This window comes from Agromyces sp. LHK192 (assembly GCF_004006235.1).
GTDB lineage: Bacteria > Actinomycetota > Actinomycetes > Actinomycetales > Microbacteriaceae > Agromyces.
In genome coordinates, this window is record NZ_CP034753.1 from 1,919,289 (window position 1) to 1,933,282 (window position 13,994).

12 protein-coding genes and 1 pseudogene are annotated in these 13,994 nt (G+C 70.5%); 12 read left to right on the top strand and 1 reads right to left on the bottom strand.

Annotation, left to right across the window (positions count from 1 at the left end; translation table 11 throughout):
- The first annotated feature begins 67 nt into the window (after positions 1-67).
- Genes bla through ELQ40_RS19280 form a run of 3 tightly spaced genes read left to right on the top strand, consistent with a single transcriptional unit; the run spans position 68 to position 1,865 of the window.
- Entirely contained in the window at positions 68-1,033 is a 966-nt protein-coding gene (gene bla, locus ELQ40_RS08585; protein ID WP_164863509.1) for a class A beta-lactamase, read from the top strand.
- A gap of 38 nt (positions 1,034-1,071) precedes the next feature.
- Positions 1,072-1,734, top strand: a complete 663-nt coding sequence (locus tag ELQ40_RS08590; RefSeq protein ID WP_127793315.1) for a DsbA family protein — start codon at positions 1,072-1,074, stop codon at positions 1,732-1,734.
- Positions 1,731-1,865, top strand: a complete 135-nt coding sequence (locus ELQ40_RS19280; protein ID WP_255424721.1) for a hypothetical protein — start codon at positions 1,731-1,733, stop codon at positions 1,863-1,865. The genes ELQ40_RS08590 and ELQ40_RS19280 overlap by 4 nt, the downstream gene beginning before the upstream one ends.
- Positions 1,866-2,007: 142 nt before the next feature.
- Here ELQ40_RS19280 and ELQ40_RS08595 read toward each other — a convergent pair whose 3' ends face one another.
- Positions 2,008-2,490: an aminoacyl-tRNA deacylase gene (locus tag ELQ40_RS08595; RefSeq protein ID WP_127793316.1), complete on the bottom strand. Its 483-nt coding sequence runs from the start codon at positions 2,488-2,490 to the stop codon at positions 2,008-2,010.
- Positions 2,491-2,583: 93 nt separating this feature from the next.
- Between ELQ40_RS08595 and dusB the strand changes: the two genes are divergently transcribed.
- The 9 genes and pseudogenes from dusB to ELQ40_RS08635 all read left to right on the top strand — a co-directional run bounded on the left by dusB (position 2,584) and on the right by ELQ40_RS08635 (position 13,925).
- Positions 2,584-3,738 carry a tRNA dihydrouridine synthase DusB gene (gene dusB / locus ELQ40_RS08600; RefSeq protein WP_127793317.1) on the top strand — a complete coding sequence of 385 codons (1,155 nt, stop codon included), beginning with the start codon at positions 2,584-2,586 and terminating at the stop codon, positions 3,736-3,738.
- Entirely contained in the window at positions 3,735-5,000 is a 1,266-nt protein-coding gene (locus ELQ40_RS08605) for a deoxyguanosinetriphosphate triphosphohydrolase (RefSeq protein ID WP_370296789.1), read from the top strand. The genes dusB and ELQ40_RS08605 overlap by 4 nt, the downstream gene beginning before the upstream one ends.
- Before the next feature lie 64 nt (positions 5,001-5,064).
- Positions 5,065-6,282, top strand: a pseudogene (dnaG, locus tag ELQ40_RS19110) (DNA primase); the annotation flags it as partial.
- A 355-nt stretch (positions 6,283-6,637) separates the two neighbouring features.
- The gene (locus ELQ40_RS19115) at positions 6,638-7,045 is read left to right on the top strand and encodes a hypothetical protein (protein ID WP_240666030.1); all 408 of its coding nucleotides are present in this window, start codon (positions 6,638-6,640) and stop codon (positions 7,043-7,045) included.
- Positions 7,046-7,435: 390 nt separating this feature from the next.
- Positions 7,436-9,070 (top strand): ABC transporter substrate-binding protein, encoded by a 1,635-nt coding sequence (locus tag ELQ40_RS08615; RefSeq protein ID WP_127793319.1) that lies wholly within the window; start codon positions 7,436-7,438, stop codon positions 9,068-9,070.
- Between the two features lie 91 nt (positions 9,071-9,161).
- On the top strand, positions 9,162-10,253 hold the full coding sequence (locus tag ELQ40_RS08620) for an ABC transporter permease (RefSeq protein ID WP_127793320.1): 1,092 nt from the start codon (positions 9,162-9,164) through the stop codon (positions 10,251-10,253).
- Complete coding sequence (locus ELQ40_RS08625) at positions 10,253-11,329, top strand: ABC transporter permease (protein ID WP_127793321.1); 1,077 nt, start codon at positions 10,253-10,255, stop codon at positions 11,327-11,329. Before ELQ40_RS08620 ends, ELQ40_RS08625 begins: the two co-directional genes overlap by 1 nt.
- Complete coding sequence (locus tag ELQ40_RS08630; protein WP_127793322.1) at positions 11,326-13,065, top strand: ABC transporter ATP-binding protein; 1,740 nt, start codon at positions 11,326-11,328, stop codon at positions 13,063-13,065. The genes ELQ40_RS08625 and ELQ40_RS08630 overlap by 4 nt, the downstream gene beginning before the upstream one ends.
- On the top strand, positions 13,065-13,925 hold the full coding sequence (locus tag ELQ40_RS08635; protein ID WP_127793323.1) for an ATP-binding cassette domain-containing protein: 861 nt from the start codon (positions 13,065-13,067) through the stop codon (positions 13,923-13,925). Before ELQ40_RS08630 ends, ELQ40_RS08635 begins: the two co-directional genes overlap by 1 nt.
- Positions 13,926-13,994 lie beyond the last annotated feature (69 nt).

Consider the following 13,994-nt stretch of genomic DNA (forward strand, 5'->3'; position numbering starts at 1 on the left):
CAGTTTGGCATCAATGCGGGCTTCCAGTGCTTTGCCTGAATGGGTGCCGTCGCGGAACACTCGCCGCATGACCGATTCGTTCCCTACCGATTCAGATTCCGCATCGACTCCCGACACCCGCGGGAACCTCTCCCGTCGCTCGCTGATCGCCCTCGGCGGGGCGATCTCCGCGGGCGCAGCGCTCGGTGCGGCCGGTGGCGCCGCGCCGGCCCGCGCCCAGTCCGCGCCGAGCGCGGGGTGGTCGTTCGACCGTCGTGCCCGTGCCCTCGCCGACCTCGAGCGGGAGGCATCCGTCAGCATCGGCGTCGTCGCGGCGGTGCGCGGCGAACGCCGGGCGTTCCGCTACCGCGCCGACGAACGGTTCCCGATGTGCTCCTTGTTCAAGACGCTTGCGGCCGCATCGCTCGTCCAGCAGCGCGGGTACGACGACGTCTACTGGACGACGCCGATCCCGTACACGAGGGCGGACATCGTGATCGACTCCTCGGTGCTCGGTGGCGAGAACCCGCCGATGCAGGCATCGCCGGACCTGATGTGCGACGCAGCGGTTCGCGCGAGCGACAACACCGCGGGCAACCTGCTGCTGCGCGAACTCGGAGGTCCCGCAGCGATCACGGCATTCGCCGCCTCGCTCGGCGCGCGCAACACGCGGCTCGACCGCTGGGAGCCGGACCTCAACCAGGCGCTGCCCGGCGACCTGCGGGACACGTCCACGCCCGACGACATCGCGATGTTGTACGAGGCGCTCCTCCTCGACGACGCGGCGGGCGTGCTCGCGTCGGCGCGCCTGCGGGAGTGGATGCTGCGCTGCCAGACCTCCGGGAAGCGGATGCGGAACGGCCTCGACGGTCCGTACGAGCTCGCCGACAAGACCGGCGGCGGATCCTACGGCGTCGTGAACGACGCGGGCGTGCTGTGGCGGCCGGGGCATCCGCCGATGACGATCGCGATCATGACCCGGACGGATCGATCGGATGCCACCCGCAATGACGCCGTGGTCGCCGAGGCGACCCGCATCGTCGTCGGCGGGTGAGGGAATACGAACGCATCGATCCGGCGTTGCACCTCACCGTGACTTCCCCCATCAAGATCGACATCTGGTCCGACATCGCCTGCCCGTGGTGCTACATCGGCAAGCGGCACCTCGAGGCCGGCATCGCCGCCCTCGGCGAGGACGCCCCCGACGTGGAGATCGAGTACCACTCGTACGAGCTCTCGCCCGACACGCCCCTGGACTTCGAGGGTTCGACGGTCGAGTACCTCTCCGAGCGCAAGGGCATGCCGGTCGAGCGCGTCGAGCAGATGCTGGACCACGTGACCGGCGTGGCCGCGAAGGCCGGCCTCGAGTACCACTTCGAGCAGGTCGCGCACACCAAGACGCTCAAGGCGCACGAGCTGCTGCACTTCGCGAAGGCGCACGGCAAGCAGCTCGAGCTCAAGGAGCGCCTGCTGAAGGCCTACTTCACCGAGGGCGGGCGGGTGAACCGCATCGACGAGCTCGTCGGCTATGCCGAGGAGGTCGGGCTCGACGGCGCCGCCGCCCGCGAGGCGCTCGAGTCGGGGTCGTTCGGCGCCGACGTCCAGGACGACATCGCGCAGGCGCAGGCCTACGGCATCCAGGGCGTGCCCTTCTTCGTGTTCGAGGGCAAGTACGGCGTCTCGGGCGCGCAGCCGGCCGAGGTGTTCGCGAACGTGCTCACGCAGGTGGCCGACGAGCAGGGACAGGCGGCGTGACCGACGGGGCGCCCACGCCCACCGATGCGCCGGCGCCGGCGTCGCCGTTCACGCTCGTGGCCGGCGACCCCGCGGCCATGGTGTGCGAGGGCGACGTCTGCTTCGTGCCCGGGAGCGAGACGCCTCGTTGATCGAGTAGGGAGCGCAGCGACCGTATCGAGATCGCCGGTGCGGGTCTCGATACGCTTCGCTCCTCGACCGCCGGTCGTTCGGGTCTCGATACGCTTCGCTCCTCGACCGCCGGTGGCTGGTTCGCTACTCGACCGCCGGTGCCTACTCCGGTTCGCTGAGGTCGGCGACCGTCGCGCCGTAGGCGGCGATCAGGTCGTCGGCCTGCACGAACAGGCTGCGGCCGTGCTCACCCGCGCCCATCGACACTCGGCGGCCGACGATCGACTCGTCCGCGTACACGGGCCACGCCGTCGTCGAGCCGAGCGGCGTGATCGTGCCGCGCTCGTACCCGGTCGCGGCGAGCGCGAGCGAGGCATCCGGCAGTTGCAGCTTGTTGACGCCGACCAGCGCCCGCAGCTTCGGCCAGCTGATCTTGCGGCCGCCGGGCACCAGGGCGAAGAGGAACGTGTCGTCGCTGCGCTTCACGACGAGCGACTTCACGATGTCGCCGGGTTCGATGCCGAGGAGTTCGGCGGCCTCCTCGAGGCTGCGCGCAGCGGGTCGTTCGATGACCTCGATCTCGAGGCCGCGGGCCGCGGCATCCGCTCGTACGCGGTCGGCGCCCGTGGGCGTTGCATCCGTCATCTGGTCCTCCACCGGTGCGCGTCCTCCGAATCCTATGCGCGCTCGACGGCGCCTCGCCCGCCGAAGCCGTGAAGTCTGGGAGAATCGGAGGCGATGTCCACTCCCACCAGCACCTTCGCGCCACTCACGATCGGCGGTCTCGAACTCGACGTGCCCGTGGTGCTCGCACCCATGGCGGGCATCACGAACACCGCGTTCCGTCGGCTCTGCCGCGAGTTCGGCGCGGGCCTGTACGTCAGCGAGATGATCACGAGCCGTGCGCTCGTCGAGCGCACGCCCGAGTCGATGCGGCTCATCACGCACCACGAGTCCGAGACGACGCGGTCGATCCAGCTCTACGGCGTCGACCCGAAGACGGTCGCCGAGGCGGTCACGATGCTCGTCGCCGAGGACCGGGCCGACCACATCGACCTGAACTTCGGATGCCCAGTGCCGAAGGTCACGCGTAAGGGCGGCGGGTCGGCGCTGCCGTGGAAGACGGGCCTGTTCCGCGACATCGTCGAGGGCGCCGTGCGCGCGGCGGGCGACATCCCGCTCACGGTGAAGATGCGCAAGGGCATCGACGCCGACCACCTCACCTACCTCGAGGCGGGACGCATCGCCGAGGGCGCGGGCGTCGCGGCCGTCGCGCTGCACGCGCGTACCGCGTCGGAGTTCTACTCCGGCGAGGCCGACTGGTCGGCGATCACGAAGCTGAAGGAGACGGTGACGACCGTTCCGGTGCTCGGCAACGGCGACATCTGGTCGGCCGACGACGCACTGCGCATGGTCGCCGAGACCGGTTGCGACGGCGTCGTCGTCGGGCGCGGATGCCTCGGCCGCCCGTGGCTGTTCGGCGACCTCGCCGCCGGGTTCCGCGGCGAGGACCGCAAGTACGAGCCGTCGCTCGGCGACGTCGCCCGCACGTTCCGGCGGCACGCCGAGCTGCTCGCCGACTTCTTCGACAGCGAGGAGCGCGGGTGCCGCGACATCCGCAAGCACGTCGCCTGGTACTTCAAGGGGTACCCGGTCGGCGGCGAGCTGCGGGCGAAGCTCGCGACGGTCGACACGCTCGAACACCTCGACGACCTGCTCGCGACGCTCGACTGGGAGATGCCGTACCCCGGTGAGGGCGCCGAGGGCCCGCGCGGCCGCGCCGGCACGCCGAAGAATCCGGCGCTGCCCGACGGCTGGCTCGACTCGCAGGAGCTCGCCGGCCACGATCGGGTCACCCTCGTCGACGCCGAACTCGACACGAGCGGCGGCTGAGCCCCGTGCGCGAACGACTCTTCGGCGGCTACGACGACGCCGACGTGGAGCGGATGCTGCCCGAGGAGCACTCCTCGCGGCGCAGCGACTTCGCCCGCGATCGGGCACGCCTGCTGCACTCCAGCGCGCTGCGGCGCCTCGCGGCGAAGACGCAGGTGCTGAGCCCGACCGCCGGGCTCGACTTCGCCCGCAACCGCCTGACGCACTCGCTCGAGGTCGCGCAGATCGGGCGGGAGTTGGCCGCGAACCTCGCGCTCGACCCCGACGTGGTCGACACCGCCTGCCTGGCGCACGACCTCGGCCACCCGCCGTTCGGCCACAACGGCGAGAAGGCACTCAACACGTGGGCCGCCGACATCGGCGGGTTCGAGGGCAATGCGCAGACCCTGCGCGTCCTGACCCGGCTCGAGCCGAAGGTGTTCGGCGACGACGGGCGCAGCTACGGGCTCAACCTGACGCGCGCGAGCCTCGACGCGAGCTGCAAGTACCCGTGGCCCGAAGACCAGGGCGTCGCCGACCCGTCGGGTCGGCAGAAGTTCGGCTTCTACGCCGACGACGTGGCGGCCTTCGAGTGGCTGCGGGCCGGCGCCCCGGCCCGACGTCTGTGCATCGAGGCCCAGGTGATGGACCTGAGCGACGACATCGCGTACTCGGTGCACGACTTCGAGGACGCGATCGTCAACGGCTACATCGACGTCGAGGCGCTCGGTGCCCGGGTCGACCACGACGACCTCGTCGCATCCATGTCGGAGTGGATCGGCGGGGCGATCCCGGCAGACGAGCTCATCGCCGCGTTCGACCGGCTCGACTCGCTGCCCGACTGGCTCGACTCGTGGAGCGGCAGCCGCCGCGACCACGCCCGGCTCAAGAACCTCACGAGCCAGCTCATCGGCCGATTCGCGCACGCCGCGACGGATGCCACCCGCTCCGCGTTCCCGCTCGCGAGCCTGATCCGCTTCGACGCCGACGTCGTCGTGCCGCACGCGATCCAGGCCGAGATCGCGGTGCTGAAGGGCATCGTCGCGACCTTCGTGATGTCGCGCAACACCCGGCAGCCGATCTACGCGCAGCAGCGGAGCATCCTCACCGGGCTCGCCGACGTGCTGCTCGCGACGGGCGACCAGCACCTCGATCCCGGCTTCGCCGACGACTGGCGCGCCGCCGCAGACGACCGAGCCCGCAAGCGCGTCATCGTCGACCAGGTGCAGGGGCTGACCGATCAGTCGGCGCTCGCCTGGTACGAACGGCTCGTGCAGCGCTGACCGCGCCGCAGCCCGACGCAGGACGGCGGGCCCGAGCGGTGCCGACCGGATCTAGGATGTGAGCATGGCGGGCCGAATTCGACAGAGCGATGTCGAAGAGGTGAAGGCACGCACGAACATCGCCGACATCGTGGGCGAGCACGTCACGCTGAAGTCGGCCGGCGTCGGTTCGCTGAAGGGCCTGTGCCCGTTCCACGACGAGCGCAGTCCGAGCTTCCACGTGCGGCCGCAACTCGGCTACTACCACTGCTTCGGCTGCGGCGAGTCCGGCGACGTCTACTCCTTCCTCCAGAAGATGGACCACGTCTCGTTCTCGGAGGCGGTCGAACGGCTCGCGGGGCGCCTCGGCTACGCGCTCAACTACGAGGACGGTGGCGGCCCGTCGCAGGACCACGGCAATCGCGCGCGACTGCTCGCCGCGAACCAGGCTGCGGGGGAGTACTTCGTCGAGCAGCTCGGTTCGCCCGAGGCCGACGTGGCTCGACGCTTCCTCGGCGAGCGCGGCTTCGACGCCGAGGCGGCGAAGCGGTTCGGCGTCGGATTCGCGCCGAAGAGCTGGGACAGGCTGACGAACCACCTGAAGGGCCGCGGCTTCTCGCACGAGGAGCAGGCCGCCGCCGGGCTCGTCTCGCAGGGCGACCGCGGCGTGTACGACCGGTTCCGCGGGCGCCTGGTGTGGCCGATCCGGGATGTCACCGGCCAGGTCGTCGGCTTCGGCGCGCGCCGCCTGCTGGAGGACGACAACGGGCCGAAGTACCTGAACACCCCCGAGACGGCCGTGTACCGCAAGGCGCAGGTGCTGTACGGGCTCGACCTCGCCAAGCGCGACATCTCGCGCACCAGGCGGGTCGTCGTCGTCGAGGGGTACACCGACGTCATGGCGTGCCACCTCGCGGGCGTGACGACCGCGATCGCGACGTGCGGCACCGCGTTCGGCGTCGAGCACATCCGGGTGCTGCGGCGGGTGCTCGGCGACGACACCGGCGGCGGCGAGGTCGTGTTCACGTTCGACGGCGACGCGGCCGGGCAGCAGGCCGCGATGCGCGCGTTCGCCGAGGAGCAGCGGTTCACCGCGCAGACCTACGTCGCGGTCGCGCCCGACGGCCTCGACCCGTGCGATCTGCGCCTGGCGAAGGGCGACCACGCCGTGCGAGCACTGATCGACGAGAAGACGCCGCTGTTCGAGTTCGTCATCCGCCACACGGTGTCGCGATTCGACCTCGAGTCGGTCGAGGGCCGAGTCGGCGCGCTTCGCGCCGCGGCTCCGGTCATCGCCGAGATCCGCGACCGGTCGTTGCGTCCCGGCTACACGCGCGAGCTGGCGCGGATGCTGGGGCTCGAGCTCGCCGAGGTCGAGCGCGCGGTCCGCGGTGCGGCCGCCCGCGGGCGCGACGGCGGTCGTGACGGAGACCGATCGGGGCCCACCGCGACGGCGCCCGCGACGGCGGGCGGCGCGACGGCCGCGAGGCCGGCTCCGCGTTCGATGGCGGCCCGCCAGGGGAGGGGCATCCGCTCGGCCGCTCGACGGCTCGCGTGCTGCGACGGGCGCCCCGCCACCCGAGCCGGCGCGACCGTTCTCGATCACCGAGCTGCCGACCGATCCGTCGACCAGGCTCGAACGCGACGCGTTGCAGGCCATGCTGCAGTTCCCCGAAGCCGCGGGAGCAGACCTCATCCGGCACGCCACCGACAGCCGCTTCGGCAACGAGACGCTCGCGGTCGTGCGCGACGGCATCGCGTCGGCGCTCGCGACCGACGGCGCCGTCCGCGTCGACCGCGTCGTCGCCGAGGTGCCGGCACCGTTCGCGGGCGTCGTGCAGCAGCTCGCGGTCGCGCCAGTGCCGCAGCGCACCGAGACCGCGACGACCGCGTACGTGCGCGGCGTCGTGACCTCGCTCGTCGAGCGCGAGTTGCTCCGGCAGAAGCGCGAGCTGCTCGGGCGGCTGCAGCGCACCGACCCGGCCGAGCGCGAGACGTATTCGGCGATCCAGCGCGCGCTCGTCGAACTGGAGCGCGAGCGGCGGGCGCTCTCCGAGTCCGACTGAGCCGAGTCCGACTGAGCCGAGCACGGCGGATCGCCTCGAGGCTTCGGCGCGGCTGCCGGGAACACGTCTTCGTCATCCCTCCTGCGGGTGGTGTGTGCCATATTGCAGCATCCTGCGCGGGGTGACCCGTCGGAATCGGGGAACGGTATCCGTTGCGATCTCCGATGATTCGATCAGGTAACGCTTCCCGGACCTGAACGATCCATCGTGATAGTCCTATTGACACCGGTTCGGATCGAGCGCGGGGAGACGACGTCGCTGTCCATGGACGTCGGCTCCACGCCTGGACCCCGGCCGATGGTTCCACCGGCTCCCTGCCGTCTGAAGCCATCACCCCCGCCGTGGCTGCCTTGGCCACGCGTGTCCCATCTCAGGAAGAGGTAGACGGATATGGCATCCGCATCCCAGCTCCGGCGTCGCGGCCTCGTCGCGGCGGCCGGCGTCTCGGTGGCCGCCCTCACGCTCGCCGGCTGCACCGCCGGCGGCAGCGAAGGCGAGACCGCCTCGGGCGACTCGATCACCATCGGCACCACCGAGCAGGTCACGGCGCTCGACCCGGCCGGCTCGTACGACAACGGCTCGTTCGCCGTCATGAACCAGGTCTACCCGTTCCTGCTGAACACCCCGTACGGCAGCCCCGACGTCGAGCCCGACATCGCGGAGTCGGCCGAGTTCACCTCGGAGAACCAGTACACGGTGACCCTCAAGGAGGGCCTGACCTTCGCGAACGGCAACGAGCTCACCTCTTCGGACGTGAAGTTCACCTTCGACCGCCAGCTCGCGATCGCCGACGAGAACGGCCCGTCGTCGCTGCTGTACAACCTCGAGTCGGTCGACGCGCCCGACGACCTCACGGTCGTGTTCAACCTGATCTCGCCGAACGACCAGATCTTCCCGCAGATCCTGTCGAGCCCGGTGGGCCCGATCGTCGACGAGGACGTCTTCTCGGCCGACTCGCTGACCAGCGACGCCGACATCGTCGACGGTGAGCCGTTCGCCGGCCAGTACTCGATCTCGAGCTTCAAGGTCAACGAGTTGGTGCAGTACAAGGCCAACCCCGACTACCAGGGCATCCTGGGCGAGGCGAAGACCGAGACGGTCAACGTGCGGTACTACACCGACGCGTCGAACCTGAAGCTCGACGTCCAGGAGGGCAACATCGATGTCGCGCACCGCACGCTCAGCGCGACCGACATCGAGGACCTCCGCGGCAACGACAACGTGAAGGTCGTCGACGGCCCCGGCGGCGAGATCCGCTACCTGGTCTTCAACTTCAACACGATGCCGTTCGGTGCGACCACGGCCGAGGCCGACCCGGCCAAGGCGCTCGCCGTGCGTCAGGCGATCGCGGACCTCATCGACCGCGACGCGATCTCGGAGGACGTCTACAAGGGCACCTTCACGCCGCTCTACTCGTACGTGCCCGAGGGCCTCACGGGTGCGAACGAGGCGCTCAAGGGCCTCTACGGCGACGGCAACGGCGCGCCCGACGCGGACAAGGCCGCGGAGCGTCTCTCCGCAGCCGGCATCCAGACGCCGCTCGACATCTCGATCCAGTACGTCGCCGAGCGTTACGGCCCGTCGTCGTCCGACGAGTACGCGATCATCAAGGAGAACCTCGAGGAGTCGGGCCTGTTCACGGTCAACCTGCAGTCGACCGAGTGGGTGCAGTACTCCGAGGACCGCGTCGCCGACCTGTACCCGGCCTACCAGCTCGGCTGGTTCCCGGACTACTCGGACGCCGACAACTACCTCACGCCGTTCTTCCTCACGGAGAACTTCCTGTCGAACCACTACGACAACCCCGAGGTCAACGACCTCATCCTCGAGCAGGCCGTGACGGCCGACGAGGCGGCGCGCGAGGCGCTGATCGGTGAGATCCAGGACAAGGTCGCCGCGGACCTCTCGACCATCCCGTACATGCAGGGCGCGCAGGTCGCGGTCGTCGGTGCGGACGTCGAGGGTGCCGAGGACACGCTGGACGCGTCGTTCAAGTTCCGGTACGCCGCCCTCACCAAGGGCTGATCCCGTCCGACTAGAGTCGACCTGATCGACCGACGGGGGCGACCCGCATCCGCGCGGGTCGCCCCCGTTCCATGCACCACGTGAGGAATCCATGTCCGCTGTCGATGTGACGCCGCGGCCTGCGACCCCGGCCCCGGCCGCCACGCAGTCCAAACCGAAGGGCGGGGGTTTCGGGCGCTACCTGCTCATCCGATTCATCCTGATCTTCCCGACCATCCTGATCCTGGTCACGATGGTGTTCTTCCTGATGCGCTTGACCGGCGACCCCATCACCGCCGCGCAGGGAGGCCGGCTCAGCGCCGACCAACTCGCCGAACTGCGCGCCGCCGCCGGGTACGACCGGCCCGTCTTCGTGCAGTACCTCGAGTACCTCGGCCAGATCGCCGTGCTCGACTTCGGGTCGACCCTGACCACGAACCGCCCCGTGATCGAGATCCTCGCGACCTACGGGCCGGCCACGTTCGAGCTGGTCTTCTACTCGCTCATCGTCGCGTTCGCCGTCGGCATCCCGCTCGGCCTTCGCGCCGCCTATCACCGCGACAAGCCGGAGGACGCGGTGTACCGCGTGCTCGCAATCGTCTGGTACGCGGTGCCGATCTTCTTCGGCGGGCTCCTGCTGAAGCTCGTGTTCTCGGTCTGGCTCAAGTGGTTCCCGGTCGCTGGCCGGTCGAGCATCGACTCCGAGATCGAGATGGGCATGCTCCCGCACCCGACGGGGTTCTACACGATCGACGCGATCATGACGGGGGACCCCCGGGTGCTCGGCGACGTGCTCTCGCACGTCGTCCTCCCCGCGATCGCGCTGGGCCTGCTGACCGCGGGCATCTTCCTGCGCCTGGTTCGCACCAACGTGATCGGCACCCTCTCGACCGACTACGTGGACGCCGCCCGTTCGCGCGGCGTCGCGGAGTCGCGGCTGCTGCGCAAGCACGCCTACCGGCCTGCGCTCATCCCGATCATCACGGTGATCGGCCTGCAGATCGCGCTGCTCCTCTCGGGCGCCGTGCTCACCGAGACGACCTTCGAATGGAAGGGCCTCGGCTTCATGCTCGCCGAGTTCCTCGAGTCGCGCGACTTCGTCGCCGTGCAGGGCATCGTCGCGCTGCTCGCGGTGATCGTCGCGCTCACGAACTTCATCGTCGACATCATCGCGGCGTTCATCGACCCGAGGGTGAGGTACTGATGACCGCCACCACCGCAACCGCAGCGGCGCCGAAGCGCCGTCTCGTCGACCGGCTCCCGGTCGTCCACCAGGTCCGCCAGAGCGTTGGCCTCCAGCGCGGCATGCTCGTCGCCGGTCTCATCATGCTCGGGGTGTTCATCCTCACGGCCGCGCTCGCCCCGTTGATCGCGCCGTTCGGCTTCGCCCAGCGCAGCGTCGACGGCGAGTCCTTCGGCACCCAGCAGCCGCCGTCGGCCGAACACTGGTTCGGCACCACCGTCGGCGGATACGACGTGCTGTCGCGCGTGATCTGGGGCACGCAGACCTCGCTCCTCGTGGTCGTGGTCGCCGTGCTGCTGTCGATCTTCATCGGCGTCGCGCTCGGTCTCTACGCCGGGTACTTCGGCGGCTGGCTCGACCGCACCCTCGTCGTGGTGTGCGACGCGATCTACGCGTTCCCGTCGCTGCTGCTCGCGATCGTCATGGCGATCGTCATCTCCGGCGGCCAGTCCAGCCTCTGGGGCGGCGTGCTCGCGGCGGCGATCTCGATCACCGTGATCTACATCCCGCAGTACTTCCGGGTGATCCGCGCGGAGGTCGTGCGCATCAAGGCCGAGGCGTACGTCGAGTCCGCCAAGGTCCTGGGCGCCTCGAGCTCGCGCATCGTGTTCAAGCACGTCTTCCGCAACTCGACGCGGACGCTGCCGCTGATCATCACCCTGAACTCGTCGGAGGCGATCCTCACGCTCACGGCGCTCGGCTTCCTCGGCTTCGGCATCGAGCCGACCGCTGCGGCCGAGTGGGGCTACGACCTCTCCAAGGCGCAGTCCGACGTGACGAGCGGCATCTGGTGGACCGCCCTGTTCCCGGGTCTCGCGATCGTCTTCACGGTGCTCGCGATCACGCTCGTGGGCGAGAGCCTCAACGACCTCGCCGACCCGCGCCTGCGCGGCCGGCGCCGGGTCGCCCAGGCGGCCGGCCAGGTCGCCGCCACCTCGGTCGTGCCCGGCGGCACGCTGACCGCAGGCCCGGGCGGAGTCGAGGGGCTCGAACCAGGCGAGACATTCGACGAGCACGGAATCGAGGTCAAGCAATGAGCGGCACCGACGTGAACATCGGGGGTACCCGCCAGACCGACGCCGGTGACGGCCCCATCGTCGACATCCGAAACCTCGGCGTTTCGTTCTCGACCGATGCCGGCGCGGTGAAGGCGGTCGACGACGTCTCGCTGCACGTCTCGCGCGGCGAGGTGCTCGCGATCGTCGGCGAGTCCGGCAGCGGCAAGACCGTGACGGCGAAGACGATCCTCGGACTCCTGCCGGAGACCGCGACCGCGCAGGGCGCGGTGGTGCTCGCCAACCGCGAGGGCACGCGCGAGCACGACATCGTCTCGATCGATCCCAAGCGCCTCCGCGAGGTCCGCGGCACCGATGTCGCGATGGTCTTCCAGGAGCCGTCGACCGCGCTCAACCCGGTCTACACGGTCGGGTGGCAGATCATGGAGGGCATCCGGGCGCACGGCGAGGTCTCCAAGCAGGATGCCCGCGCCAAGGCGATCGACATCCTCCGACGCGTCGGCATCCCCGACGCCGAGGAGCGCGTCGACCACTACCCGCACCAGTTCTCGGGCGGGCAGAAGCAGCGCATCGTCATCGCGATGGCGCTCGTGCTCGACCCGGGACTCATCGTCGCCGACGAGCCGACGACCGCGCTCGACGTCACCGTGCAGGCCGAGATCCTCGACCTGCTGCGCCGGTGCCGCGACGAGTTCGGCACGGCGATCGTGCTGATCACGCACAACATGGGCGTGGTCGCCGACCTCGCCGATCGCGTCGCGGTCATGTACCAGGGCAACGTGGTCGAGCAGGCCGACGCGCGCACGCTGTTCGCATCGCCCCGGGCCGAGTACACGAAGCAACTCCTGGCGGCCGTCCCGTACGTGGGGCACGGCACGGCCCGCGCGGCCGAGCGCGCCGCGGCGCGCCCAGCTGGGTGGGCCGAGCAGACCCCGGTCGTCGAGGCGAGGGGGCTCGAGATCGAGTACCCCGGCCGCTTCGGCCGCGCGGGGTTCCGCGCCGTGAAGGGCGTCGACTTCGTGATCCGCCCGGGCGAGGTGCTCGGCCTGGTCGGCGAGTCCGGGTCGGGCAAGACGACCATCGGGCGCGCGATCGCGGGCCTCACGAAGGTCACCGGCGGTTCGCTGAAGGTGCTCGGGCACGAGATGCTCGGGGTCCGCGAGCGCGAGTTCCGGCAGGTGCGCAGCCGCATCGGATTCGTGTTCCAGGATCCGGCGTCGAGCTTCAACCCGCTGCTGACGATCGCCGAGTGCGTCGCCGAGCCGCTCGTGATCCACGGACGTGCGGCGAACGCCCGCGAGGCACGCACCCGCGTCGACGAACTGCTCGAGGCGGTGCAGCTGCCGCGTTCGTACGGCGACCGGTACCCGCACGAGCTGTCGGGCGGCCAGCGGCAGCGCGCGAGCCTGGCCCGGGGACTCGCGCTCGAGCCGGAGTTGCTCATCGCGGACGAGCCGACGTCGGCGCTCGACGTGTCGGTGCAGGCCCGCGTGCTCGAGCTGTTCCGGGAGCTGCAGCGCGAGTTCGGCTTCGCGTCGCTGTTCATCAGCCACGATCTCGCGGTGGTCGACCTGCTCGCTGACCGGATCGCGGTCCTGTACCACGGCGAGCTCGTCGAGGAGGGGACCGGGGCCGAGGTGCTCGGAGCCCCGCGCGACCCGTACACCCAGCGGCTGCTCGCGAGCCTCCCCGTTCCCGATCCGGTCGCGCAGGCCGAACGCCGCGCCGAGCTCCACCGTCTGCGGCAGGCCGGCTGATGTCGAGCGGCCCGGCGCACGGCCACCCCGTGATCCTGAGCGACCTGTCGGTCGAGTACCCCGCGCACGGGGCATCCGGGGCACACGTCGCGCTGCGGGGCATCGAACTGCGGATCGCGCCGGGCGAGGTGCTCGGGCTGCTCGGCAGCGCCGGCAGCGGCAAGAGCACGCTCGCGAAGGTGCTGTCGGGCGTGTTCCTCGATCCCCGCAGCGAGGAGGTGCGGCCGGTCGTGACCGGCGGCGAGGCGCGGGTGCTCGGGCATCCGATGAAGCGGATGCCGCGCCGGAAGCTCGCCGAGCACCGATTCCACGTCGGGTACCTCGCCCAGGACGCCGGTTCGAAGCTGACGGCCGACCGCACGGTCGCCGAGCTCGTCGGCGAACCGATCCTCGAGCGCGATCGGCATTTCGACCGGCGGCGTCTCGCGTCGCGTGTGGCCGATCTCATCGACGGCGTCAGGCTGCCGCTGAGCACGCTCGAGCGGTTCCCGTACGAGCTGTCGGGCGGTCAACGGCAGCGCGTCGCGATCGCGCGGGCACTCGTGCTCGGTCCGCAGCTCCTGATCGCCGACGAACCGACGGCGGGCATCGACCTGACGGTGCGCGACACGGTCGCGCAACTGCTCGGCGAACTGCGCGACGGGCACCGGTTCTCCGCCGTGATCATCTCGCACGACCTGCCGGTGCTGCGGAAGATCGCCGACCGGGTCGCCGTGCTCGATCGGGGTTCGCTGGTCGCGCTCGGGACGCTCGAGGACGTGCTCGACGACCCGCACCACCCGTACGTCAAGGCCCTCGCCGGGGCGCTCGACGACGGGCACGCGATCATCGACGAGGTGGACACGGGGCCGCGCGCCTGACCGTCGGCGCCGGCTCGGTGAGGCCCGCCGGAGGCGAGGGTTGCTCGATTGGGAACCCGGCGGTGGTTT